General features: G+C 67.4%; 25 protein-coding genes and 1 pseudogene. 12 read left to right on the forward strand and 14 right to left on the reverse strand.

All coding sequences use genetic code 11. From position 1 onward, the window contains the following. Positions 1-253: 253 nt before the first annotated feature. Positions 254-679: a hypothetical protein gene (locus ACRYA2_RS05605; RefSeq protein WP_433625081.1), complete on the reverse strand. Its 426-nt coding sequence runs from the start codon at positions 677-679 to the stop codon at positions 254-256. 429 nt (positions 680-1,108) lie between these two features. Next, the gene (cofG, locus tag ACRYA2_RS05610) at positions 1,109-2,221 is read right to left on the reverse strand and encodes a 7,8-didemethyl-8-hydroxy-5-deazariboflavin synthase subunit CofG (RefSeq protein WP_433625083.1); all 1,113 of its coding nucleotides are present in this window, start codon (positions 2,219-2,221) and stop codon (positions 1,109-1,111) included. A 184-nt stretch (positions 2,222-2,405) separates the two neighbouring features. Here cofG and ACRYA2_RS05615 point away from each other — a divergent pair, with 184 nt between their 5' ends. Next, positions 2,406-3,140 (forward strand): S24/S26 family peptidase, encoded by a 735-nt coding sequence (locus ACRYA2_RS05615; RefSeq protein WP_433625085.1) that lies wholly within the window; start codon positions 2,406-2,408, stop codon positions 3,138-3,140. Positions 3,141-3,146: 6 nt separating this feature from the next. On the opposite strand, the gene cofC is transcribed toward ACRYA2_RS05615, so the two are convergent. From cofC to ACRYA2_RS05635, 4 genes are all read right to left on the reverse strand, one after another. Beyond that, positions 3,147-3,758, reverse strand: a complete 612-nt coding sequence (gene cofC / locus ACRYA2_RS05620) for a 2-phospho-L-lactate guanylyltransferase (RefSeq protein WP_433625087.1) — start codon at positions 3,756-3,758, stop codon at positions 3,147-3,149. A gap of 103 nt (positions 3,759-3,861) precedes the next feature. Then, positions 3,862-4,659: a hypothetical protein gene (locus ACRYA2_RS05625; protein WP_433625089.1), complete on the reverse strand. Its 798-nt coding sequence runs from the start codon at positions 4,657-4,659 to the stop codon at positions 3,862-3,864. Beyond that, positions 4,637-5,812 (reverse strand): tubulin/FtsZ family protein, encoded by a 1,176-nt coding sequence (locus ACRYA2_RS05630; RefSeq protein WP_433626023.1) that lies wholly within the window; start codon positions 5,810-5,812, stop codon positions 4,637-4,639. Before ACRYA2_RS05630 ends, ACRYA2_RS05625 begins: the two co-directional genes overlap by 23 nt. 229 nt (positions 5,813-6,041) lie before the next feature. Continuing rightward, positions 6,042-6,944 carry a complex I NDUFA9 subunit family protein gene (locus tag ACRYA2_RS05635; RefSeq protein WP_433625091.1) on the reverse strand — a complete coding sequence of 301 codons (903 nt, stop codon included), beginning with the start codon at positions 6,942-6,944 and terminating at the stop codon, positions 6,042-6,044. Between the two features lie 158 nt (positions 6,945-7,102). Here ACRYA2_RS05635 and ACRYA2_RS05640 point away from each other — a divergent pair, with 158 nt between their 5' ends. Then, positions 7,103-7,945: a fructosamine kinase family protein gene (locus tag ACRYA2_RS05640; RefSeq protein WP_433625093.1), complete on the forward strand. Its 843-nt coding sequence runs from the start codon at positions 7,103-7,105 to the stop codon at positions 7,943-7,945. A gap of 16 nt (positions 7,946-7,961) precedes the next feature. On the opposite strand, the pseudogene ACRYA2_RS05645 reads toward ACRYA2_RS05640, so the two are convergent. Together ACRYA2_RS05645 and ACRYA2_RS05650 are read right to left on the reverse strand one after the other, a co-directional pair. Then, a pseudogene (locus ACRYA2_RS05645) lies at positions 7,962-8,614 on the reverse strand (HAD family hydrolase). An 83-nt stretch (positions 8,615-8,697) separates the two neighbouring features. After that, a complete protein-coding gene (locus ACRYA2_RS05650; protein WP_433625095.1) occupies positions 8,698-9,300 on the reverse strand; it encodes an NUDIX hydrolase in 603 nt (200 codons plus the stop codon). 106 nt (positions 9,301-9,406) lie between these two features. On the opposite strand from ACRYA2_RS05650, the gene ACRYA2_RS05655 reads away from it, so the two are divergent. Next, positions 9,407-9,643 (forward strand): hypothetical protein, encoded by a 237-nt coding sequence (locus ACRYA2_RS05655; protein WP_433625097.1) that lies wholly within the window; start codon positions 9,407-9,409, stop codon positions 9,641-9,643. A 142-nt stretch (positions 9,644-9,785) separates the two neighbouring features. On the opposite strand, the gene ACRYA2_RS05660 is transcribed toward ACRYA2_RS05655, so the two are convergent. Beyond that, complete coding sequence (locus ACRYA2_RS05660; protein WP_433625099.1) at positions 9,786-10,706, reverse strand: PAS domain S-box protein; 921 nt, start codon at positions 10,704-10,706, stop codon at positions 9,786-9,788. A gap of 116 nt (positions 10,707-10,822) precedes the next feature. Next, on the reverse strand, positions 10,823-11,245 hold the full coding sequence (locus ACRYA2_RS05665; protein WP_433625101.1) for a pyridoxamine 5'-phosphate oxidase family protein: 423 nt from the start codon (positions 11,243-11,245) through the stop codon (positions 10,823-10,825). A gap of 119 nt (positions 11,246-11,364) precedes the next feature. On the opposite strand from ACRYA2_RS05665, the gene ACRYA2_RS05670 reads away from it, so the two are divergent. Further along, the gene (locus tag ACRYA2_RS05670; protein WP_433625103.1) at positions 11,365-11,973 is read left to right on the forward strand and encodes an undecaprenyl diphosphate synthase family protein; all 609 of its coding nucleotides are present in this window, start codon (positions 11,365-11,367) and stop codon (positions 11,971-11,973) included. A 62-nt stretch (positions 11,974-12,035) separates the two neighbouring features. Here ACRYA2_RS05670 and uppS read toward each other — a convergent pair whose 3' ends face one another. Continuing rightward, positions 12,036-12,956, reverse strand: coding sequence for a polyprenyl diphosphate synthase (uppS, locus tag ACRYA2_RS05675; protein ID WP_433625105.1), 921 nt, complete (start codon positions 12,954-12,956; stop codon positions 12,036-12,038). Between the two features lie 183 nt (positions 12,957-13,139). Between uppS and ACRYA2_RS05680 the strand changes: the two genes are divergently transcribed. The 8 genes from ACRYA2_RS05680 to ACRYA2_RS05715 all read left to right on the forward strand — a co-directional run bounded on the left by ACRYA2_RS05680 (position 13,140) and on the right by ACRYA2_RS05715 (position 18,743). Next, entirely contained in the window at positions 13,140-13,334 is a 195-nt protein-coding gene (locus ACRYA2_RS05680; protein WP_113276996.1) for a cold-shock protein, read from the forward strand. Positions 13,335-13,612: 278 nt separating this feature from the next. Then, positions 13,613-14,014, forward strand: coding sequence for a DUF5778 family protein (locus ACRYA2_RS05685; protein WP_433625107.1), 402 nt, complete (start codon positions 13,613-13,615; stop codon positions 14,012-14,014). A 96-nt stretch (positions 14,015-14,110) separates the two neighbouring features. Continuing rightward, positions 14,111-15,421: a glutamyl-tRNA reductase gene (hemA, locus tag ACRYA2_RS05690; protein ID WP_433625109.1), complete on the forward strand. Its 1,311-nt coding sequence runs from the start codon at positions 14,111-14,113 to the stop codon at positions 15,419-15,421. Positions 15,422-15,543: 122 nt separating this feature from the next. Further along, complete coding sequence (locus ACRYA2_RS05695; protein WP_433625111.1) at positions 15,544-15,819, forward strand: 4a-hydroxytetrahydrobiopterin dehydratase; 276 nt, start codon at positions 15,544-15,546, stop codon at positions 15,817-15,819. Then, positions 15,819-16,190 carry an LWR-salt protein gene (gene lwrS, locus ACRYA2_RS05700; protein WP_433625113.1) on the forward strand — a complete coding sequence of 124 codons (372 nt, stop codon included), beginning with the start codon at positions 15,819-15,821 and terminating at the stop codon, positions 16,188-16,190. Before ACRYA2_RS05695 ends, lwrS begins: the two co-directional genes overlap by 1 nt. 139 nt (positions 16,191-16,329) lie before the next feature. Further along, positions 16,330-16,905: an NUDIX hydrolase gene (locus tag ACRYA2_RS05705; protein ID WP_433625115.1), complete on the forward strand. Its 576-nt coding sequence runs from the start codon at positions 16,330-16,332 to the stop codon at positions 16,903-16,905. A gap of 93 nt (positions 16,906-16,998) precedes the next feature. Beyond that, a complete protein-coding gene (locus tag ACRYA2_RS05710) occupies positions 16,999-18,309 on the forward strand; it encodes a DUF92 domain-containing protein (RefSeq protein WP_433625117.1) in 1,311 nt (436 codons plus the stop codon). Further along, complete coding sequence (locus ACRYA2_RS05715; RefSeq protein ID WP_433625119.1) at positions 18,306-18,743, forward strand: GNAT family N-acetyltransferase; 438 nt, start codon at positions 18,306-18,308, stop codon at positions 18,741-18,743. The genes ACRYA2_RS05710 and ACRYA2_RS05715 overlap by 4 nt, the downstream gene beginning before the upstream one ends. 54 nt (positions 18,744-18,797) lie before the next feature. On the opposite strand, the gene dnaG is transcribed toward ACRYA2_RS05715, so the two are convergent. The 3 genes from dnaG to ACRYA2_RS05730 form a co-directional block, all read right to left on the reverse strand. Then, a complete protein-coding gene (dnaG, locus tag ACRYA2_RS05720; RefSeq protein WP_433625121.1) occupies positions 18,798-20,255 on the reverse strand; it encodes a DNA primase DnaG in 1,458 nt (485 codons plus the stop codon). Positions 20,256-20,427: 172 nt separating this feature from the next. Beyond that, a complete protein-coding gene (locus ACRYA2_RS05725) occupies positions 20,428-21,339 on the reverse strand; it encodes a glycosyltransferase (protein ID WP_433625123.1) in 912 nt (303 codons plus the stop codon). Between the two features lie 210 nt (positions 21,340-21,549). After that, complete coding sequence (locus ACRYA2_RS05730) at positions 21,550-22,755, reverse strand: sugar phosphate nucleotidyltransferase (protein WP_433625125.1); 1,206 nt, start codon at positions 22,753-22,755, stop codon at positions 21,550-21,552. Positions 22,756-22,944: the final 189 nt, after the last annotated feature.

Here is a 22,944-nt window from a genome sequence, read left to right on the forward strand (position 1 = left end):
GCCGGGTCACTGCCGAACGGTTCGGACGGCGAAATGCCGTCCGACGGACGCTCGCGGGGATGGGTTCGGTCACCTATCTGAGGGAGCAGTGGTCTCCCAAATGACGTGCTTTATCGGAAGTCGCTACGGAAAGCGATAGACGGGTCTCGTTCGTAGACGAACTCGAAATTCCGTTAACCGTCGGAGAATCGTCCGAACACCGCACTAGAAAAAGGTCTGAGTGGACTACCGGTAGAAGGTCGAGGGACCCCAATTATTGCTGTTCGGTAATCGTGGTGGAATCGCAGTCGGTGTCACCACTACTCAGGACGCCACAGACCTGGATTGTCACAGGGACAGCGACGTTAACGTCCTGGATGTTGATAGCAACCAAGTTTCCTTGCTGGACGGTGACGTTCTGTATATTGGCAGTCTGATCGCCAACTGTAACGGATTCGACGGACTCGGGCCCCGTAGCACCGGGAATTCTGGCCGTTACGGACTGAACCTTAATTCGGCCGGATTGTCCCAGCGTCTGGTAGACGACGTCCGTGATTTGAACCGGGCCTTGCGCCGACGCAACGCCACCAAGTCCGGCCACGCCGGTGACGGCAGTTGCTGCCGCGCCGGTCGTTCGAAGGAAGGTTCTGCGTGATTGTTCATCTTCTACCTTGTTTGTTCGAGTTCGTTTTCGTGTCATAGCTTTCTCCGCGGGAACCCCCTCCCCTTTCAGGTTCGAAACACGACCATATGTGAAACGCGCCCGTCGAGGACGAGTTTCCGAATCCGGCCGTGTACCGGGGAATGAATCCCGCACCACGTCGTGGACGCGATATATAAATAAACAGCGCTAATCGTTCCGGAATGTTCGTCTCACATCAGAGATACTTGAACGTGAGCGTCTTTGTAGTTGTTTCCCACACCGAGCAAGTGGAGGTCTACTCTGGTTGCTTTTACTTTTGTTCGTATTCGGGAATGCAACCGGTATGTGTCCCACGGTGAATTATCCGGGGCAGAACCGTTCAAGCGTATCGTCGCAAACGTTCAGAGGGTATGCGACGCTTGGACGCGTGCAGAGGTCTGGAAATAAGAGAGCTACGAGAGGAAAAGCCTCTCCAACCAACGGAAATTAAGTGGACAGGACGTTTCGATACCGCGCTCCGGCCTCGTCGTCGGCCTCGATAGCCCGTCGAACCGTCGCTGGAATCCACTCGTTTCCGTCGGCTTCGCCACCCATTTCCTCTGGGAGATACCGCTCGTAGACCGGGAGTCGTTCGGCAAGCGGAACGCCCGCCTCGTCGGCGATGTCCTCGAGTTCGCGCAGGGCCGGCCACTTGTACTCCGGGTTGATGTGGTCGTCGGTCACGGGCGAGACGCCGCCGAGGTCGTCGACGCCGCAGTCCAGCAGTTCGCGGGTGGGCGAGAGGTTCGGCGGCACCTGCACCGACACGTCCTCGGGGAGCGCGTGGCGGGCCATCGCGACGACGCGCCGCATGGTCTCGACGGAGGGCTGTTCGAAGGACGACCGCTCGTTGGGCACGACGTTCTGGACGATGACCTCCTGGACGTGGCCGTAGCGCTCGTGCAGGTCGCGGATGGCCAGCAGGCTCTCCGCGCGGTCGTCCCAGTCCTCGCCGATGCCCACGAGGACGCCGGTCGTGAACGGCACGCCGAGTTCGCCCGCCGTCCGGATGGTGTGGAGCCGCTGGCCCGGGCTCTTCCGCCGGGGACCGGCGTGGGCGTCCACGTCCGCCGTCGTCTCCAGCATCACGCCCATGCTGGCGTTCACGTCCGCGACCTGCGCCATCTGCTCGCGCGTCTGGTCGCCGGGGTTCGAGTGCGGTAGCAGGCCCTCATCGAGCGCGAGTTCGCAGACCTCGCGGAGATAGGAGTGGATGGAGTCGTGGCCCCACTCCTCGAGCTGGTCGTGGATGCGGGTGTAGCGGTCGTCAGGGTCGTCGCCGAAGGTGAAAAGCGCCTCCGTGCAGCCGGCGTCCGCGCCGCGGCGGACGACGTCCCGCACCTCCTCGGGCGAGAGCAGCGACGCCTCGCCTGGCGCGTCGAAGTACGTGCAGTAGGTGCAGGTGTACCGGCAGGCGGTCGTCAGGGGGACGAAGACGTTCTTCGCGAACGTGAGTTCGTCCGCGGCCGAGACGTCGGCCGGCGTGACCGCGAGAAGGTCGTCGACTTCGCGCTGGTCGATGGTGACGTCGACGTCGTACTCGGCGGTCCCGGGAATCACGCATCGTACTACGCGACCCCGACGAAAAGGGTTTGGAACCGCGGACGAGGTTGCCGGGAACGGACCGCCGACGTCGGCGAGCGACGCGGGCGACGGGAACTGCGCGATGCGGACCGCCCGGGAGCCCGCGGAACGTTCCTCGAATCCGAACATTCAAGCGAACCCGAGACACACCCTCCCGTGAATGTCACCGCCGAACGACGCCGGTCCCCGGGAGTGGCTCCACTGGCTCCGGACGACCGACGACGAGCCGGTCGCCATCGTCCGCGACGTGCTGTTGACCGCCGGCTGGGTGGTCGCCATCGGCCTCCTGTTGTTCGCCGTCAGCGGCGTCTGGCCGCCGATGGTGGCGGTCGAGAGTCCGAGTATGGAACCGCACATGTCCCGAACCGACCTCGTCTTCGTCATGGAGGAACACCGCCTCGCCGGCGACGCCGCGCGGGACGGGACGGGCGTCGTCACCTACGCGGCCGGCGAGCGAGCCGGCTACGAGAAGTTCGGGAGCTACGGAGACGTAATAATCTTCAGGCCCGACGGCGAGTCCGACCGGACGCCGATAATCCACCGGGCGCGCTTCTGGGTCGAGGAGGGCGAGAACTGGTACGACGAGGCGAACCCCGAGTACGTCGGCGGTGCCGACGACTGTGGAGAACTGGCCTACTGCCCCGCGCCCCACGCCGGCTTCATCACGAAAGGCGACAACAACGGAGCCTACGACCAGGTCGGCGCGCTCGCGCTCACCGGCCCGGTCAAGCCGCAGTGGGTCGTCGGCACCGCGGAGTTCCGGATTCCGTGGCTCGGCTGGCTCCGCCTGCAGTTCGCCGAGTCGCCCGTCGACCGACCCGCGCCGGTGCGTCGGTCGCCCGCCGCGGGCGGCCCCGCAGACGGAGCGGTCGCGAACCTGTCGGCTCCGGCGTAGTCGTCGCTACTCCTCTCCTCGCCGCGCCTCGACCCGCCCGTCGGTCACCGACAGCCCGAACCCGGCGTCCGCCAGCCAGTCGCGCGCCCGGCCGTCGGCGTGCAACAGTACCTCCGCAAGGTCGGCGGACTCGTCCACGTCGGTCGCGAGGCGGAACGAGTCCACTTCGGTGACGCTCGCGCCGACCGCCCGGGCGGCCTCGCGGTGGTCGAGGTAGGAGGTGCCGTGGTAGTCGACGCGGAACTCGGGGTGGCGCGCGAACAGCGCGTTCGTCCCGCCGCCGCGACCGGGCGCGAGCACCACGTCGCCGTCCGCCGAGAAGAGTCTCTCCAGCGCGTCGGGCGTCGCCAGCGCGAGGTCGGCCATCACGACCGCCGTCGCGCCGTCTCCGAGCACCTCGTTCACCGCGGGCGTCAGGGGACGCGGGTCGACCGTGACCGGGGCGTCCACGTCGACGGGCTGGGTCGAGAGCACCGTCGGCTCCCGGCCTGTCGCCCGGACGGCGTCGAGCACGTCCTGGAGCATCGTCTGCGCGAACGCACGGCGTTCATCGGCGGCGAGCGCCTCGGCCAGTCTGGTCTTGGGCTCGCCGGGCGCGAACGGGACGACGACCTGCATGATCGGGCGTAGACGGTGCGGCGTTAAGGAACTGTGGAAGAAGGGTCGCGGGAGGTTACGGAAGTACGAGGAGAAAGCCCCGCCCTTTAGGGCGGGGAGGATGTCAACGCAGTTTGCTCGTGTTCTGCTGCTGGGAACGGTACCAGTAGACGCCACCGCCGACGACGAGCAGCAGGACGACGGCGACGCCGCCGTACATCAGCAGCGTGGTCCGCTGCTGGGACTGCTGGGCCTTCTTGGCGGCCGTGTTGGCGCTCTCCTCGGCCTTGCCCGCGAGGTTGATGGCGAGCTGGAAGTTGCCCGCCTTGTACGCCGTGACGGCGTCGTCGAGCGAACTCTCGGCGTCCGCCGTGTCGGCACCGCTCGGGGCGTCGTCGATGGCCTGCTCGGCGTCGCCGATGGCGTTGCGGGCCTGCTCGCTCTTCTCGGTGTAGTGGTCGACCGAGACGGTCCGGAACGTGTTGGAGTTACCGCCCTGCCGGACCTGGGTCAGTTCCGCGAACGTGAACGCCGGCCGGGAGTCGTAGGTGTAGCTCTCCACTTCGGGGACCGTCCCTTTGACCGTCAGCTTCACCTCGCTCACGCCGCTGTCGAGGCTGAGCGAGTGGTTGAACGACTGGCCGTCGTACGACTGCTTGCTCTTCTGGTTGCCGGCCTGGTCGAAGGTCGTCACGGTCCACGTGACGTCCTTCAGTTCCGTCTCGCCGCGGAGCGTCCACTGCTCGTAGTCGCCGTAGAGCTCCGTCAGGGTGACCGAACCGCTGACCTCCGACCCGACCTTCGCCTCGCCGGGCACGCCGTCCTTGCTCACCGAGATGGCCGCCGCCGGCGCGACTGCGGAGAGGACGAGCGCGGCGGCGACGACGAGGGGGGCAAGCCTAGAACAGCGGGTCGAGTTCATCCTCCTCATCCTCGACGAGGTTTTCGAGGTTCTCTTCGCTCTCCTGGCGAATGTCGTCGATGTTCTCCTGTGCCTCGATGGCGACCTGCTGGAGTTCCTTGATGCGCGGGACGTTCGTCACGCCGGACAGCAGGACGACGCTGGCGACGTTCGGCTCGTTGACGGGGTAGTCGCCGCCGCGAACCTCCATGCTGCCGGTCTGCTCTTCGAGCCACTTGCGGCCGCGCTCTATTCCTTTCCGGTTGAGGTGGGCGGGCGGACCGGACAGCACCAGCAGCGCACGCTCGGTGCCGTCTATCTCGCAGGGCAGCGTCAGCCGACCGAGCGCCGCCTTCCGGACGAGGCTCGTGATGCGGTTGGTGGTGTGGGCGCTGTCGTCCGACCCGCCACCGTCGCCGCCCGTGAACCGCGAGAGCAGTCCGCTGGACTCCTGCATCTCGACCTCCTCGGCGGCGTAGCCGATGGTCGAGACGCCGCCGCCGCTGAGCGTGTTGATGATCTCGCTCGAGTCGACGACGCTCTCGGCGACGTCGTCGTCGCCGCCGACTTCCCCCGCACCGAACAGGATGCCGAAGCGAGTGACTATCTCCTCGTTTATCTCCTCGTAGCCGCTCTCGACGCTCTCGCCGGACGGTCGCCAGGCGTCGTTGTCGAACACCATCAGGTTGTCCACTTCGCGGACGAACGTCTGGAACGAGCGCGCGGCGTTGAGTGTGTAGATGCCGCCTTCGTCGCTGCCCGGCAGGACGCCGAGGCCGTACACCGGTTCGGTGTAGATGCGCTTGAGATGCTTGGCGATGACGGGCGCACCACCGCTACCGGTGCCGCCGCCCATCCCGGCCACGATGAGGAACGCGTCCACCTCGTGGCCGGGGATGCTGTCTATCGCCCCCTGTACTTCGTCGATGTCCTCTTCGGCGATTTCCGCGCCGAGTTCGTTGTCTGCTCCGACTCCATGTCCCTTGACGCGGGACTGCCCGATGAGCACCCTGTTGTCTTGCGGGATGTGTTCGAGCCCCATAAGGTCGGCCTTGGCGGTGTTGACCGCGACTGCCGCGCGGACGATGCCGCTGCCAGTTCTCTGGTCGTACTCCAGGAACTTATCGACAATCTTGCCACCAGCCTGACCGAACCCGATCACCGCGAGTTTGATTTTCGGTACCGTTCTCCGTTTGAAAGACACCACTATGAATAACCAGATAAGCTTTTGGTGTTTCGTGTCTCGGAGAAAAGACACTCTCCACGGTAAACCCCCCGAATGGAGCGATTTCCTGGCGTCTCTCCATTCGACCAGACAGCTATCATACACCCCTTCTTTAAGTCTGGATATGTCCACACAGGTCTACCCACACACAGATAATTTCCCATACCTGTCTGAGTTTCTACTTTCCGTCAGGGGTTCTCCTCTCGACTCCTAGATACTCTTCGAGACTTTTCATGTTTTGGGGTGTGACACCGAACGACTCGACGTCGTTGTCCCTCGTGACGTTGTCGAGCTGCAGCGAGCGGTACTGGTCGGCTCCCATCGGGAAGCCGGGAATGACCCCGGCTATCTTCAGTCCCGCACCCGCCAGCGCCATCGGGACGGGGACGACGGTGACCGACTGTCCGTTCGCGCGACGCACGAGTCTCGCCACGTCCGCGAGGGTGAACACATCCGGTCCACCGATTTCGTAGGTGGCGCCGTCGCGCTCCGGTTCGACGCCGTCGGCCAGCATCGGCGCGATGTCGCCGACCCAGATCGGCTGGAACCGCGTCTTCCCGCCGCCCGGCAGCGGCGCGAGATACGGTGGGGACAGTTTCTTCGTGAACGAGAGGAACTCCCCGCCATCACCGAACACGACGGAGGGGCGGTAGATGGTCCAGCGCAGGTCCGACTCCTTCACCACAGATTCGGCCCGCCCCTTCGCGCGGAGGTACTCGGTCGGGGCGGCCGGGTCCGCGCCGAGCGCACTCATCTGGATTATCTTGTCCACGCCGCGCTCCTCGGCCGCCGAGACGACGTTCTGGGTGCCGCCGAGGTGGACGCTCGTGTGGCTCAGCCCCCGCGGGGGTTCGAACAGCGGCGACAGCGCGACTAGATTGACGACGACGTCCTGTCCGTCGAAAGCGTCGACGATGGACGCCCTGGCGGTCACGTCGCCCATCGCGGTAGCGACGCCCTCGGGGAGGTCGGCCTCGTCCGGGTTCCGCGCGAGCACCGTCACGTCGTGGCCCCGGTCGTCCAGTTCGGCGACGAGATTCCGTCCGACGAACCCGGTTCCGCCGGCGACGAGAACGTTCATACCTTCGGATACGTACGGAGCGGAGGTAAAGCTGTCCACCGGTCGGGTCCGGTTTCCCGCCGGAGCGATCGTCGGAGGGCCCGAGGCGAGCGGTCACGGGCCTCCTCCGCTCGGTCCGAACCGCACCACTGTTGGTCGGGGCGAGCGACGACGCGGACGTGACGTCCGACCTCGCGACTCGAATCGCCGCCGCCGTCGACGAGCGGCCCGCCGCGCTGGTCGAACTCGACGGCGGCGAGATGGGCACCGTCCACCGCGTCGACTTCGCGGACCGGGACTCGCTCGTCGCCAAGACCCGCGACGCTCCCCTCACCGTCGAAGCCGAGATGCTCGCTCACCTCGCGGACGCGAGGCTGCCGGTTCCCGACGTTCACCGCGCCAGCGACGACCTGTTGCTCCTCGAGTACGTCGAAGGCGAGTCCCGTCTTACGCCCATGGTCGAACGCGACGTCGCCGACCACCTCGCCGCGCTCCACGAGACGACGGCCCAGGCGTTCGGGTTCGAGCGCGACACCCTCACCGGGTCGCTGGTCCAGCCCAACCCCTGGACGGACTCCTGGGTCGCGTTCTACCGCGACCGGCGACTCCGATACGCCGCCGAGGTCGCCCGCGAGGCCGGCGAACTGCCGACGGCGCTCGCCGGACGCGTCGAGGAGGTCGCCGCCGACTGCGACGCCCTGCTGGTCGAACCCGACGCACCGTCGCTGATTCACGGCGACGCCTGGACCAACAACGTCCTCGCGCGCGACGGCGAGGTCGCGGCGTTCCTCGACCCCGCGACCTACTACGCCCACGCCGAGGTCGAACTGGCGTACCTCGACTGGACGGGGACGGTCGGCGACCCGTTCTTCGAGCGCTACGACGCCCGTCGGGGAATCGACCCCGGCTACGAATCGCGCCGGGACGTGTACGCGCTCTACCCGCTGGTAGTGCACGTCTACTACTTCGGTGACCCGTACCGCGAGGAACTCGCCGCGACGCTCGCCCGACTCGGCTATTGACGAGCGCGACGGTCGGCTACCGGACGAGCGCGGGCAGTTCGTCCAGCCCTGCGATCTCGTGCGTCGGTTCGGCGTCGAGAGCGTACCCCTCGCGGTGCGGACGGCGGACGAACGCCGAGTCGACGCCCGCGTTCGCCGCCGCCAGCACGTCGCTCTCGCTGTCGCCGACGAACAGCGCGTCCGAGACGTCGAGGTCCGCGAGCGCGGCGTCGAGGTAGGGGGGGTTCGGCTTCTTCCGGCGGAGGCTCTCTATCGTCGGGGCCGGCCGTAGTACGTCTCGAACTCGGGGAATTCGAAGTGGTTGAGGACGAACTCGATGGTCTCGTGCTGGTTCGTGCTGACGACGCCGAACGGGCGGTCGAGCGACGCAAGCGCGGTCACGTCGTCGTACGTCGTAGTTCGGCCGGCGCGGAGTTCCCGGCGCTGGGCCGCCGCGGCGGTGCGGTCGCGCGCCCGCCAGAACGTCGCCGGGTCGAGGTCGTAGGCGCCGCACACCTCGCGGAGACGCTCGGGCGTCACGCCGCGGACCATCGCCTCGACGTGGTGCTCGTCGGGCGACTCGACGCCGACTTCGGCGAACGCGTCGCGGGCGGCAGCAACCAGCACGTCCTCGGCGGGCGGTTCCACGAGCACGCCGTCGTTGTCGAAGACGATGGCGTCGTACGTCATCCACCTAACAGTGCTACATCTGATAGCTATCGCTGACGGTTCCGCTCCGGAACGTCTGCGGCCGACGCAGAACGGGGTCGCCGTTACCGCGCACTCCCCGCGCCGTCGAGGGCGTCGAGGTGCGCGCGAATCGTCTCGTACTCCCGGAGGTCGGTCGGCACCGCCGCCAGTTCGAACCACCGAACGTCGGCGACTTCCTCGTGGTCGTCGAGGGCGTCCGCGTCGAGTTCGACCCCGCCCGTGCGTCGCGCGGTGAAGGCGACGACGGGAATCGGAAGCGTCTCGGACCGGCCGAGGTCGACCTCCATCCGGCGTACGAAGAGGACGTCCGTGAGTTCGCACTCGATGCCGGTCTCCTCGTGCATCTCGCGGCGGGCCGTCTCTGCCGGGCGTTCGCCGGGCTCACCCGCGCCGCCGGGCGTCTCCCACTCGCCGCGAGCCTCGCTATCGACGCAGAGCAGGCGTCCGGCCTCGTCGGTGACGACCGCGCCGGCCGCGTAGGGGTAGAACTGCTCGTAGAAGCGGTCGGCGCTCGCCGGGAACGAGTCGTCGTCGCCGGGGAGCGGGTCCACCGTGACGGAATCGAGTCGGTGGAGGTCGCCCCAGCGCCGTTCGACGCCCGCGAGGAGTTCCGCCGCGTCGGCCAGGACGGTTTCGCGGACCGCGACGGGGTCGACGTCGTCCATGAACGAAATTGAGATGTCGGGAGAAAAACCGTTTCGGTCTCGGCGGTCGACGCGTCCCGTCGGTGCGGCCCGAACGCACACTTGCTTCCGGACCGAACCGTCGGACATGGCCGACTTCACCGAGAAACAGGTCGGAAAGCGAGTCGTCGCAGCGAACGGCGTCCAGGTCGGTACCGTCGACGACGTGCGCGACGGGTCGCTCTACGTCACCGTCAGTTCGGACGCCGACAGAGACACGCTCGAGGACCTGGAGTGGGAGGGCGTCGTCAACCAGGAGGTCCACCACCTTCGACACCAGTACGTCGCGGACATCACCGACGAGACGATTCGACTGAGCGTCTAGTCGACGTTTCCCGCAGTCCGTCGGAATCAGGACTCGCCGCTCGTCCGGAACTGCAGTTTGAACGCCGAACCCTCGGGGTCGTTGTCCTCGGCCCACACCTCGCCGCCGTACGTCTCCATCAGGCGGTCGACGAAGAACAGCTTCAATCCCTGGCCGTGGTGGACCGCGTCGATTCCTCGCGGCCGAAGATGCGGTCGCGTTCGCTCGCCGGGACGCCCGGACTGTTGTCCGCCACCGTGACCGTGGCGTATCCCGACTCGACCGCGACGTCCACGGCGACCCGCGGCGTCGCCTTGTCGTTGTGCTGGACGGCGTTGACCAGCACCGCTTCGAGCGCCGTCCCGACCGCGTCGTCGGCCGCGACGACGACCGGGTCGGAACCGAAGTCGGTGACGAACTCGGCGTCCGGATACCGCTCCGCGGCGGCCCGGACCTTCCGTCGCAACACCTCGTCGAGTCGAACGGGGTGCAACGAGGACCCGGTGTTCGAGAGCAGGTCGTTCAGGTTGCGTGCCGTCTCGGCGTAGTCCAGTATCGCGTCGACCTTCTCCCGTGCGGTGGCCAGCGAATCGCGGAGCGCCAGGTCGTCGACCTGCTCCGCGACTATCTCGATGCGTCCGAGGACGACGTTGGCGTCGTTGCGGAGGTTGTGCCGGAGCACGCGGTTGAGGATGCGGAGGCTCTGCTCGTACTGCCGGTGCTGCGTCCGGTCGGTGAAAAAGCCCACGTAGCCGCGCGTCTCGCCGTCGACGGTGACCGGCGTGCACGACCCCCGGCCGTAGACGAGTCGACCGTCCTTCGTCGCGACCTCCACCTCGCCGTTCCACGTGTCGCCGCGCGCGAGCGTCGCGACGATCTCGTCGCACACCGCCGACTCCTCGAACAGGTCGAGCGCCGTCTCGCCGACCAGTTCCGGCCGGGAGTAGCCGGTGAACTCGAGGCAGGCGTCGTTGGCGTCCCGGACGACGAGGTCGGGGTCGGTGATGATGGCCGGCGCTCTCGTCCCACGGAACGCTGTCCGATAGATGCCTGCCCCGATGTCTTCGCCGTCAAGCTCCGTCACGCGTCCGAGACACTACCGGTCCCGGTAGTGAAATATCTTGCCAGTCGATACGACCAAAATATTTTCCTGGTTTCGGTATCACATTCCACACGGATGCGGAGACCGACCGTCGCCTCTCAGGTCCGTCTCCCGGTGACCTTCGCCATCTCCAGTTCGTACAGCACGGGCTCGACCTCGTCGATGGCCTCGTCGAACACCCGGAGCGGCGCGAACCACTCGTTTATCTTCGTCTCGTCGAACTCCTCGTCGGCCTCCCGGAGTTCGCCGGTGACGAGAACGCTCCACGACTCGTCGGTCGTCGCCTCGTAGACGACGAAACAGGCCCGACCGGTGTCCTCGACGAACGACATCTTCTCGCTTTCCGACTCGGCGGCGAGACGCAGAAGGAGTCGGTCACCGTCGAAGTGACAGCCCACGGGCACCGCGTACGCGTCGTCTCCCCGGGCGAGCGAGAGGACACCGGTCTCGGCCTCCCGGAGGTGGCGTTCGATTTCCGCCTCGTCCATCCCGAACGTGTAGAGATACTCGACGTGCTCCATGAGGAACGTATCGACGGCGGCCGGTATAACTGGCCACCCCGTGAACGTCCGGGCGACCCGTCGCGTAGGCTCGCCACAGGTCGTCACGCTTAAGATTCGCCCCGGGCCACCACAGGATAGTGGGACTGTACGACCGTTATCTCGCCGCCCGCGTCCGCCGTCACGACGCCGACCCGCCCCGCCAGATCGCCGTCGTCATCACCGAGCGCGACCTCCTCGAGCAGGGGGCGTACGAGACGCTCGAACGGTTCTTCGACTGGGCGTTCGACTACGGCGCCGAACGTGTGACGGTGTACGTCAGCGTGCTCGACTCCGGCGCGGTTCCGACGCTGGAGCGCGAACTGGAGAACGTCGCCGCACCGCGCAAGACCGCCGTCCGGGGCCCCGGAGACACCCAGCGCGCCGACGCACCTATCCAGGTGAGCATCGGTCTCGGCGGGAAACACGAGTTCGCCGAGGCGGTGCGCGCCGTCGCCGAGAGCGTCGAGGACGGATCGGTCGCCCCCGACGCGGTCGACGAGTCCGAAATCGAGGAGCATCTCGTCTTCCCGACCGACCCCGACCTCGTCATCAAGACCGGCGCGGAGCGGCTGTCGGACTTCATGATATGGCAGTCGGTGTACTCGGAACTGTACTTCACCGACGTGAACTGGCGGGACTTCCGACGGCGCGACTACCTGCGCGCGATACTGGACTACAAGAACAGACAGCGGCGCTTCGGTCGGTAGTCCGACACTCGGAGGACGGCGGTAGGGTCTTCCGGTGTTTCGGACGATAAACTAGCGCGAACTCACTCCGCCGTCTGCTCCTCCGGCGACTCCAGTTCCTCGACCGACGCGCCGTCCGGCACGTACTCCGCGAACGTCCGGATGACCGAGCGGGCCTCGTCCAGTTCGACGCCGCCCACCGCCCGCACCAGCGCGAGCGCGCGTTGGACCTTCGCCTGCCGGAACGACTCCTCCCGGGACTCGTAGGTCCGTACGGCACGCAGGAAATCTATCTTCGAGAACTCGGGCCAGTACGGCGTGCAGAAGAAAGCGGCGGCCTCGTTGCCGTTGGCGTGCCACGGCAGGAAGTTGCTGGTACGCTCGTCGCCGCCGGTCCGGATGATGAGGTCCACGTCGCGCACGGGGCAGTCGTAGAGGCGCTGTTCGATGGTCTCGACGGAGATATCCCCGGGGTCGAGGTCGCCGTCGGCGACCGCCCGCGAGACGTCGCGGGCCGCGCCGAGCAGTTCGTTCCGGCCGCCGTACGCCAGCGCGATGTTCAGGACAAAGCGGTCGTAGTCGTGGGTGCGGCGCTCGGCGTACTCGACGGCGTCGCGGACGCGCTGTGGAAGCTGGTCGACCTCACCGATGGTGCGAATGCAAACCTCGCCGTCGTGGACGCGGTCGGCGTCGGCGAACTCGCGGAGCTTCTCCTCCAGCAGGTCGAACAGGGCCTGGCGCTCGTGTTCGGGACGCTCGAAGTTCTCGGTCGAGAAGGCGTACAGCGTCAGCTCCTCGATACCGAGTTCCTCGCACCAGTCGAGCACCCGCTCGGTCGTCTGCGCGCCCGCGCGGTGTCCGTCCGGGGCATCCTCGCCCTGCTGGCTGGCGTACCGCCGGTTGCCGTCTTGGATGACGGCGACGTGCGTCGGCGCGCCCGAAATGCTCCGCTGTAGGTGTCGCTCGTACGCCGTTTCGAACCTGTTCCGGACCCGCGCCAACATCTCGGTCCGTACTGATTCACGCGACCGGCATCAGCCTTGCCATCCGTCTATGTGTTAAACGTTACCACAACCGTCATGAATCGATTCGGTGCTCCGACCCGGGGAGAAGCGACGCGTTACCGAGTGTCACAGCCGGCGTCGGTGCATACCTTTTTAACTATGGGGTGATTTGGGTAGAACGCAATGGCGAAAGGTACGGTTGACTTCTTCAACGAGACCGGCGGTTACGGTTTCATCGACACCGAGGATGCGGACGAGGACGTGTTCTTCCACATGGAGGACGTTGGCGGCCCCGACCTGGAAGAAGGTCAGGAGGTCGAATTCGACATCGAGCAGGCCGACAAAGGCCCGCGCGCGACGAACCTCACCCGACTGTAATCGGTATCGGTAGCGATAGTTCTGCCGCGGGAGTGCTTCGCGCTGCCGCGCGAAATCCTACACATTTTAGCGAACGATGGATTGACCAGCAACTGCTCGCGTCGCGCGTCGAGCGCGATGGCGACCGCGAGCGACGAGTGCGCGCCGTGAAACGACGCCGAGTCGCCCGCGTGTCGACTCCGTCGTCCGTCAATCCTCGCGGAAGCCAGCGAGTCGTCACCAGCCCCGTCGCCTGGGAACCGTAGGCCGTTTAACTGCCCGGGCGCGTACCAGCGAACATGGACAGCGTCATCGACGAGGACCTCTACCAGCGAACGAAGCAACTGCTCGAACCCGGCGACATCGAACTCAACGGGGCCGTCGTCCACACGGACCTCGGGAGCGACGAGGACGTGGAGATGCACCAGGTGACGGTGGACGTGGGCGACGTCATCGCCCAGCACGCGGGCTACGAGCCGACGGATACGTTCGTCTACTCGGGCACGGACGACACGGACTTCGCCTCGAACCAGCACCAGGGGCTCACCCTGAACGACGAGGAGTTCGTCTGGGAGTGCCAGCAGCTGCTCCGGGACGGCACCTTCGACGTCGTCTTCTACTACGAGGCCAGCGCGGACCACGAGGCGATACTGGAGGACATCGAAGAGATGGACCTCGCCGTCACGGGTGTCGAAGGTTAGAAGGCTTTACGTGCAGCCCGTTCAAACTCCCTGATAAGAACCTATTCAGGTGCTATCGATGAATCTCTGTACCGCAATCGTCGGAGGGAAATTACCGTGACTGCAGGCGTCGGCATCATCTCGGGCGTGCGCGTCTCCCACGACCGCGCCAGTCTCGACGACGTGGCTCGCGCCTGCCACGCAGACCAGCAGGACGCGGTCGAACGGCTAGCGTCCGCGTCGGACGTCCAGGAGGCGTTCACGCTCCAGACGTGCAACCGCTTCGAGGCGTACGTCGTCACCGACGCTCCCGCGACCGGTCGAGCCGTACTCGCCGAGTTCGCGCCCGACGTGGGGGGCCACTCGGTCGTCGAGATGGGCCACGAGGAGAGCCTGCGCCACCTGCTGCGCGTCGCGACGGGTCTCGAATCGCTCGTCCTCGGCGAAGACCAGATAATCGGCCAGGTGCGCGACGCGTACCAGGACGCCAAGGACGTCGGCACGCTCGGTCCGGTGCTGGAGGAGGCGGTGACCAAAGCCATCCACGTCGGCGAACGAGCGCGCACGGAGACGGCCATCAACGAGGGCGTCGTCTCGGTCGGCAGCGCCGCGGTCGAACTCGTCGCGGACGAGCGCCAGGTCGACGACGCCACAGCGCTCGTCGTCGGCGCGGGCGAGATGGGTACCGTCACCGCCCACGCGCTCGCGGAGGCGGGCGTCGACACCCTCGTCGTCGCCAACCGCTCGCTCGACGGGGCGGAGACGCTCGCGGACGCGGTCGAACTGGACGACGCTCGCGCCGTGACCCTCGACGGGCTCGAGACGTGGCTCGCTCGTGCGGACGTGGTCGTCACCGCGACGGGCAGCGACGACCACGTTCTCGACGCCGGGGCGGTCGACGACGCGGGCGAGACGCTGGTCGTCGACATCGCCCAGCCGCGCGACGTCTCGCCCGCGGCGGCGGCCATCGACGGCGTGGTCGTCCACGACATGGCGGCCCTGGAGTCGGTGACCGAGGAGACGCAGGCCCAGCGTCGCGCCGCGGCCGAGTCGGTGGAGGCGATGGTCGACCGGGAGTTCGAGAACCTGCTGGAGCAGTACAAGCGCAAGCGCGCCGACGAGGTCATCGCGGCGATGTACGCGGGAGCGGACCGGGTCAAGGAGCGGGAACTCGGGACCGCGCTCTCGCGGCTGGAGGCCAGCGGCGACCTGAACGACGATCAGCGCGAGGTCGTCGAGTCGATGGCCGACGCGCTCGTCTCCCAGTTGCTCGCACCGCCGACGAAGAGCCTGCGCGACGCCGCCGCCGACGACGACTGGACGACCATCAACACCGCGCTCCGGTTGTTCGACCCCGCGTTCGACGAGGACGAGGGACCGCCGGAGTTCGTCGCCAACATGTTGAGCGACGCCACCGCCGACGACTAACCTCGACCGTTTGCGACGGTCGGCTCCGGACGGTACGCGCCGCCAGGCGCGTGTCGCCGACCGCGATCGCAGTAAAAGGTTGGGCAACGAGTTTTATTTCCCCCGACGCCGTCGGTGCCGGTATGACAGAACTGCTGTCCGACGACGAGATCAGCGCACGGATTCCGAGCGGCTGGGAGCGCGACGGCGACGAGATAGTGCGCGTCTACGAGTTCGAGGACTACCTCGCGGGCGTCGCGTTCGCCTCCGAAGTGGGCGAAATCGCCGACGAGGAGTTCCACCACCCCGAGATGACGATTCGGTACGACGAGGTCGAGGTACGGCTGACCAGCCACGAGGAGGGCGGCATCACGGACAAGGACGTCGACATGGCCGAGCAGTTCGACGACCTGCGCTGATGGACGCCCGGTACGTCTTCGCGGTCCGGTTCCGCGTCGAACCGGCAGCCGGCGGCGTCAGCCTCGACCCGGAGGAGTTCGAGACGCGTCTCTCCCGGACGGCCGACCCGCCGGGCGAGGAGGGCTGGCTATTCTTCCGCGACAACCTCTGGCGCGGCGAGATAGGCGACGAGCGCCACTTCCGCGAGTTGACGAGCGAGGCGCTCGGCGTCACCGTCACGAGCGTCGAGTACCGCGCGCTCCGCACCGACGAGGAGTACTACGAGGCGCTGAAAGACGAGATTCGAGCGAACCTCCCCGAATTCAAGGACGACTCGGTCGCTGCGGTCGTCTCGAAGTACCTCGGCAGTTCCGTCGAGGTGGAGCACTGAGGACGCGGGACGACGGCGAACCACCGGTCGCGAGACGACGCGTCGGCGGAGTGACGGAGACCGGACACGGTAATTCAACCGCGAGCGCGTCAGGAGCTTTTCGAAGAGATTTTGAAAACGATAGCGCGTCTGTAATAGCATGAGCGCTGACAGCGCATCCGGGTCGTCCGAGGACGCTACCCACGAGAATGCGGAGCAACACGTCGTCGCGGTTGACGAAGACGACAACGAGCAGGGAATTGTCAACCGGCTGGAAGCCCACATGGGCGACGGCACCCGCCACCGGGCGTTCACCTCGCTCGTCTTCGACGGCGACGGCAACATCCTGCTGGCCCAGCGCAGCCCCGACAAGCGCCTCTGGGACACCTACTGGGACGGCACCGTCGCCTCCCACCCCGAGCAGGACCAGACCCAGCACGAGGCGACGCGCCAGCGCCTCGAGGAGGAACTGGGCATCTCGCCGGACCAGTACGGCGACGTCGAGTTGACCGATCGCTTCGAGTACAAGCGCTACTATCCGAACGAGGGCGTCGAACACGAGGTGTGTGCGGTCCTGCAGGTCACCCTCGACGACACCAGTCTCGACCCCGACGAGGAGGAGGTCGCGGGCCTGATGTGGGTGCCGTACGAGCGCCTCCACGACAACCCGAAGTGGTACCGCCAACTGCGGCTCTGTCCGTGGTTCGAGATCGCGATGCGCCGCGACTTCGAGTGACCGTCGCTCCGCCGATGACGACTCCGTCCCCTCCGCGTGAGGACCGCGCCCTTCGGGAACCGTTAAGTGTGCGTCACCAAAACGGCCAATAACGTGAACCAGAGTGTTCGGCGGGCAGCGGCGTTCGCCGGAATCGGAACGCTCGCGCTCGCCGCGTCCGTGCTGGTCGCGGGCGTCGCCGCCCTGTTCGCGGCGCTCGGAGCGCTCGCACTCGTCGTCGACGAGGGGAAGGCGTTCGACCTCCTCGCGAGACCGAGCGACCGTCGGGAGGGTCGTCTGCGCGGTCTGGCGGCTTTCGCCTTCGCGACCGCCGGACTGGCGATGCTCGTCATGCTCGTCGACCTACCGGTCCACGCGTTCGTGGCGGCCGTCCTCCTGCTATCGTACGGGAACCTCGCGGAGCGTCTCGCCCGCCAGCGGTCGTCGTCGGCCATCGCGGCCACCGCGGCGTTCGCGCTCGGTGGGTTCGTCGCTGCGATAGCCGCCCAGTCGGTCGCGCTGGCGGTCGTCGCAGCGGGCGTAGGGAGCCGCCCGGAGGTCGTCTTCCTCGCCGCCAGCGGCGCGCTCCTGGCGGCGCTGTTGCGCTCGGTGCTGTTCGAGCGCGACGACCCGCTCGTGCTCTTCTCCGTCGCGCTGCTCCTGTGGCTGTTCACCGTCCTCACCGTGAACGTGACGCTGCTCGAAGTGGCGCTCGCCATCGCCGTCACGGTCGGGTTCGGTTACCTCTCGTGGGCGCTCGACACCGCCAGCGTCACGGGGATGCTCACCGGGGCACTGCTCGCGCTGCTGACGATAGTCCTCGGCGGGTACCCGTGGTTCGCCGTCCTCATCTCGTTTTTCGCGCTCGGGAGCCTCTCGACGAAGTTCCGCTACGACGAGAAGCGCGACAACGGCGTCGCCGAGGCCAACGAGGGCGCGCGCGGCGGCGGCAACGTCCTCGGCAACGCGGCCGTCGCGCTCGTCGCCGTCATCGCGTTCGCCGCGCGGGCACACCTCCCGTTCGCCGGCGACGTGTTCCTGTTCGCGTTCGCCGGCAGCATCGCTACCGCGATGAGCGACACGCTCTCCAGCGAGATCGGCGGCGTCTTCGACGACCCACGGCTCATCACCACGCTGGAGAAGGTCGAACCGGGGACGGACGGCGGCGTCACCTGGCAGGGGGAACTCGCCGGCGCGTTCGGAGCCACCATCGTCGCGGCCATCGCCGTCGTCCTGTTCGGGACGGTCGGCGCTCTCGGCGGTGCCGTCGTCGCGCTGGCCGGCGTCGGCGGGATGACGGTCGACAGCCTGCTCGGAGCGACCGTCGAGGGCGAACTGGTCGGCAACCAGACCGTCAACTTCCTCGCCACCCTCTCCGGCGCGATTCTCGGTGGCGCGCTCGCGCTGCTGGCGGGCCTGTCGTGATTCGCGACGCCCGTCCCGACGACCTGCCGCGCCTCCGTCGAGTCCGGAAGTGGCTGCCGGAGCCGACGCCCCAGTTACTGGAGTACGCCGTCGGCGGTCCGCCGCTGGTCCTCGTCTCGACCGCCGCGGGCGACGCGTCCGCGGCAGAGGTCCCGGTCGGCTACGTCCTCGTCGTTCCGGGCGACGAGGCAGCCTACGTCGCCGAACTCGCCGTCGAACCCGCCCATCGCCGGGAGGGGCGAGCGCGCCGCCTCCTCGCGACCGCGTTCGACCGCCTCCGGGACCGTGACTGTTCGCGGGTGACGCTTGCGGTCCGGCCGGACGCGGGGCCGGCCCGGGCGCTGTACGACTCGCTGGGGTTCGTCGAACGGGACAGAGAAGCGGACTACTACGCGGACGGAGCCGACGCCATCCTGCTGGCAAGGGACCTCTGAGGACGGCCAGCACCCGGGTCGAGAGAAAAGACGAGTTCCGGTAGTTGCGGCGCTTCAGATGCCGTCGGCGGTCAGCACGCGCACGCTGGTCGGTTTCTTGACGAACTCGCCTTCCTCGCGGGCGACGACGTGGTCGACGCCGCGCTGGGCCGCCACGTCGAGGAGACGCTGGCCGACGGTCCCGTCGACGACGACGGCGTGCGGCGTCTCCGCCGCGCTCTCGACGGCGTCGAACGCCTCCTCGGCCGGCACCTCGTCGACGACCGAGAACGCCGCGTCGAGGAGGCGGGTGGTTCCCCGTTCGCCCCCGACGACCGCGTCGACGTGCCCGCGCAGCGTCTCGGGGGCCGAATCCGCCTCGGACTCTCCGTCGGAAGTGGTGTCGTCGTCGGCCTCGTCGGAGGCGTCCTCGTCGGTGCCGGTCGACGGCTCGTCCTCGGTCGCGGTCGACGCCACGGCCGGCGTCTCGGCGTCGGCGGGCGATGTCGACGCGGACGCACCCGACCCGGCAGGGGAGGCGGTCGTCTCCGATTCGGCCGGGCCGGACGCGCTCGCGCCGTCCGTCGCGACGGTCCCGTCCGCGTCCGTCGCTGCATCCGCATCCGTCGCTACGTCCTCTCCGTCGACGGACGGGTCGGTATCGGAATCGGACGGGTCGCGTTCGGGAGCAGGCAAGACGCTGCCGTCGGTCGCGGTCGCCGTCTCGCCCTCGACGAATGATTCGAAGGGCCGCTTGTTGCGGAGCGCGGTCATCACCTCGTCGCGCGAGAGGTCCTCGACGGACTTTCCGGAGGGCGCGACCGCCACGTAGTCGACGTCGGCGACCTGTTCGAGCTCCTTCCGGATGAGGTCGCCGCCGCGGTCGGCGTCGAGGAACACCGTCGTCGTGCGCTCCTGGGTGAGTTCGGCGACCGAGTCGGGGACGTTCGTCCCCTCGACCGCGACGCCGTTCTTGACGCCGTATCGGAGCAGGGTCAGCACGTCCGCCCGGCCCTCCACGACGATGACGGCGTCGCTGTCGACGACGTTCGGGCCGGCCGGCAGTCCCTCGTACTCGGTGATGTCCTCGACGCGGACGCTCCGGCGAACCTCCTCCAGTATCTCGTCGCTGGTCATGACGCTGTCGTCGAACGACGACGACAGGAGTTCCTTCGCCCTGTCGACGACTTCCCGTCGCTTGGCCGCGCGCACGTCCTCGATGCTGGCGACGCTGACGCTGGCGCGGCAGGGACCGACGCGCTGGATGGTTTCGAGGGCGGCGGCGAGAATGGCCGTCTCGACCTTGTCGAGGCTGCTGGCGATGGTGACGTGCCCGAACGACTGGCCGTTCTCGCTGTCGACGCTCACGTCGATGCGACCGACCTTCGAGGACTGCTGGAGGTCGCGCAGGTCGAGGTCGTCCCCGAGCAGACCCTCGGTCTGGCCGAAGATCGCACCGACGACGTCACTCCGCTCTACCACCCCGTCGGCAGTGATGTCGGCGTGAATGAGATATTTCGCTGTATCGTCCATGTGTGGTGAACCGCCCCTGGCTGGGGCCTGGCGTGTCCATGAGCGATGTCATGGGATTTCCGTGTATGCTTGGCGCTCCAGCACCCAAATAGCTGTCGTCACGGGGATTCTTTCCGGTGACGGCGTGGGGGACGAACGCCGGTCGGCCGGACGGGAGTCTGGCGCCGGAGCTCTAGCTCTCCTCGGAGCCGAAGTGCTCGTACGCCCAGCCGGCGGTCGCGGTCAGCCGCTTCGCGTACGCGATGAGATACAGCAGGAGGACGTCGGTCGCTGACACCGACGCCGCCTCCGTCACCCGCCGGTAGAATCGTACCGGGTGAGGCGGGAGGTAGTGACGCGGGTTGAGAACGCTCGGTTTTTCGACGCGCTCGGGGTGGTAGCGCTGCATCTGGGCCTTCCCGCGACCGAGTCGGAAGTGCTTCTTCAGGAAGGAGGGCAGCGACGCCCGGGCGGGATGGTACATCGTTATCGCCGGCTGGTAGTGCTGGTCGAAGCCGGCGTCGTGGACGCGGTTGCCGAACTCCTCGTCCTCGCCGGAGAACAGGCGCTCGTCGAACAGGCCGACGTCGTCGAACACCTCCTTCCGTGTGACGAGACAGCCGGTGCCGGAGAACTGCTGTTCCTCGATGTACCGCTGGATGGGAAAACCGAATATCTGGTTGTACTTGGCCGTGAGCGTGTCCTTTCCGTCTTCGACGTATATCTCGACGTCGCAGCCCATGTAGTCCCAGTCGTTGCCTTCGAGCGACTCGACGGCGTCCTCCAGCCACGTCTCCTCGACCGTCATGTCGGCGTCGATGAACGCCATGATGTCGCCGCTGGCGTTCCTGATCGCCTCGTTCCGGGCGGCCGCTGGACCCTGCACTTCGTCCTCGACAAGAAGCGTCACGAGGTCCGGGAACCGGTCGACGTACTCCCGGACCACTTCGCGGGTGTCGTCGGTCGAGCCGTTGTCGGCGACCAGGACCTCGTACGCGTCCGACGGATAGGTCTGGGCCGTCACGGCGTCGAGCGTCATCCGAATCCCCCGAGGGTCGTTGTAGACGGGAATAACGACAGATACAGGCGCCCGCTCGGAAGCCATATCGTCACACTGTTCTAGCATACTTATAGCCCCTTCGATTCAGCAAACGACGGTACCGTCGACGTGTGTAAGATGTCAGTCACCATCTGGCTCCTGACGACGCAGTCGCTCGGAATCGAGGATTTTCACGGGTTACTCGTTCGAAATATCGACCGACGCGTGCATAAAAATTGTGGCACGAGCGGGAACGATTGTCGTCCGGATCGTTCGTTATCGGACGACGGTCGCCTGCTCTGCGACGGTGCCGGAGACCGACGCGCCGGCGGCGATGGTCGTCCCCGGGCCGACGAGCGTCCCCGGCGCGAAGCTCGCGTCGCCCGCGGCGCGGACGCGGTCGGCCAGCAGCGCCCCGAGTCGCTCGTCTTCGTGGACGACGTCGTCGACGCGCACGTCGCCGGGTCCGCCCGGGACGGTGGCCCCGGCACCGAGGCGGACGCCCTGTCCCGTCACGCAGTCCACGAGGGTGGCGTTGGGACCGACCCGGGTGTCGTCGTCGAGCACGGACGCCTCGACGACCGCGTTCGCACCCACGGTCACGTTCCGCCCGAGCGCGACGTCGGGACCGACGACGGCCCCGGCCGCTACCGTACAGTCCGCTCCGACGACGACCGGCGGCCGGAGGGTGGCGCTCTCGTGCACGTCGGCCCCGTCGGCGACCCAGACGCGCTCGTCGCGTTCGGGTTCGTCGACGCAGCCGGCCACGAGCAGTTCGTGGGAGACGGAGAGCAGGTCCCAGGGACGGGTCGCGTCGACCCAGGAGCCGCTCGTCCGGACGCCCTGGACGCGCCCGGCGGCGACGAGTCGACGGAGCGTGTCGGTCAGCGCCAGCTCCCCGTCGACCCGCGGCGTCGAGTCGAGGGCGTCGAAGATTCCCTCGTCGAACGCGTACACGCCGGCGTTGAGCAGGCTGTACCGGTCGGAGCCCGGCTTCTCCACAAGTTCGGTGACGCGGTCGTCGTTCAGCACGACCGCGCCGTACTCGCTCACGTCGGCGCGCTCGACGACGGCCAGCGCCGCCGTCGGGTGGCCGTCCGCGACGCCGTCGCCGAACGCCTCGCGCACGTCGGCGACCACCTCCGGGGCGACGACCTGGTCGCCGTTGACCGCCAGGAACGGGCCGTCGACCGCCGCGCGGGCGGTCAGCAGGGCGTGACCGCTACCGAGTTGCGCGTCCTGGACCACGTACGAGAGGCTCGCGCCGCGGTGTTCGTCCCCGAAGTGGTCCTGTACCCGGTCGCGCCGGTAGCCGACCACGAGGGTCATCTCCTCGACGCCCGCCTCGACGAGCGCGTCGAGGACGTACGACAGGACGGGCCGGGTCGTCGCCGGCAGCATCGGTTTGGGCCGGTTCCGGGTGAGCGGCCGGAGGCGAGCACCCTCCCCGGCGGCCAGCACGACGGCGGAGCAGACGGTCATGATACGACGTCAAGACGACGCCGACGGGTTTGAAAGTTCGGTCCGAGCGAGAGTTAGGCGGCCGTTGACGCGCTCGAAACGCGTGCGAAACGGCGTTTTCGGTTTCCGCGGGGTGGCCGTGCGGTGGTCGGGGCGCGGCCACCGCGGAAGAGCGCGTCGCTCTCGACGGCCCGACCGTCGCGTCGGTGT

The sequence above is a fragment of the Halomicrococcus pelagicus genome, from assembly GCF_050954125.1.

Excerpts from the sequence above, each read along its gene's own strand:
- ACRYA2_RS05605 (WP_433625081.1), bottom strand. The coding sequence starts at position 679 with ATGACACGAAAACGAACTCGAACAAACAAGGTAGAAGATGAACAATCA.
- ACRYA2_RS05615 (WP_433625085.1), top strand. The coding sequence starts at position 2,406 with ATGTCACCGCCGAACGACGCCGGTCCCCGGGAGTGGCTCCACTGGCTC.
- cofC (WP_433625087.1), bottom strand. The coding sequence starts at position 3,758 with ATGCAGGTCGTCGTCCCGTTCGCGCCCGGCGAGCCCAAGACCAGACTG.
- ACRYA2_RS05625 (WP_433625089.1), bottom strand. The coding sequence starts at position 4,659 with ATGAACTCGACCCGCTGTTCTAGGCTTGCCCCCCTCGTCGTCGCCGCC.
- ACRYA2_RS05635 (WP_433625091.1), bottom strand. The coding sequence starts at position 6,944 with ATGAACGTTCTCGTCGCCGGCGGAACCGGGTTCGTCGGACGGAATCTC.
- ACRYA2_RS05650 (WP_433625095.1), bottom strand. The coding sequence starts at position 9,300 with ATGGACGACGTCGACCCCGTCGCGGTCCGCGAAACCGTCCTGGCCGAC.
- ACRYA2_RS05655 (WP_433625097.1), top strand. The coding sequence starts at position 9,407 with ATGGCCGACTTCACCGAGAAACAGGTCGGAAAGCGAGTCGTCGCAGCG.
- ACRYA2_RS05665 (WP_433625101.1), bottom strand. The coding sequence starts at position 11,245 with ATGGAGCACGTCGAGTATCTCTACACGTTCGGGATGGACGAGGCGGAA.
- uppS (WP_433625105.1), bottom strand. The coding sequence starts at position 12,956 with ATGTTGGCGCGGGTCCGGAACAGGTTCGAAACGGCGTACGAGCGACAC.
- ACRYA2_RS05680 (WP_113276996.1), top strand. The coding sequence starts at position 13,140 with ATGGCGAAAGGTACGGTTGACTTCTTCAACGAGACCGGCGGTTACGGT.
- ACRYA2_RS05685 (WP_433625107.1), top strand. The coding sequence starts at position 13,613 with ATGGACAGCGTCATCGACGAGGACCTCTACCAGCGAACGAAGCAACTG.
- ACRYA2_RS05695 (WP_433625111.1), top strand. The coding sequence starts at position 15,544 with ATGACAGAACTGCTGTCCGACGACGAGATCAGCGCACGGATTCCGAGC.
- lwrS (WP_433625113.1), top strand. The coding sequence starts at position 15,819 with ATGGACGCCCGGTACGTCTTCGCGGTCCGGTTCCGCGTCGAACCGGCA.
- ACRYA2_RS05705 (WP_433625115.1), top strand. The coding sequence starts at position 16,330 with ATGAGCGCTGACAGCGCATCCGGGTCGTCCGAGGACGCTACCCACGAG.
- dnaG (WP_433625121.1), bottom strand. The coding sequence starts at position 20,255 with ATGGACGATACAGCGAAATATCTCATTCACGCCGACATCACTGCCGAC.
- ACRYA2_RS05725 (WP_433625123.1), bottom strand. The coding sequence starts at position 21,339 with ATGGCTTCCGAGCGGGCGCCTGTATCTGTCGTTATTCCCGTCTACAAC.
- ACRYA2_RS05730 (WP_433625125.1), bottom strand. The coding sequence starts at position 22,755 with ATGACCGTCTGCTCCGCCGTCGTGCTGGCCGCCGGGGAGGGTGCTCGC.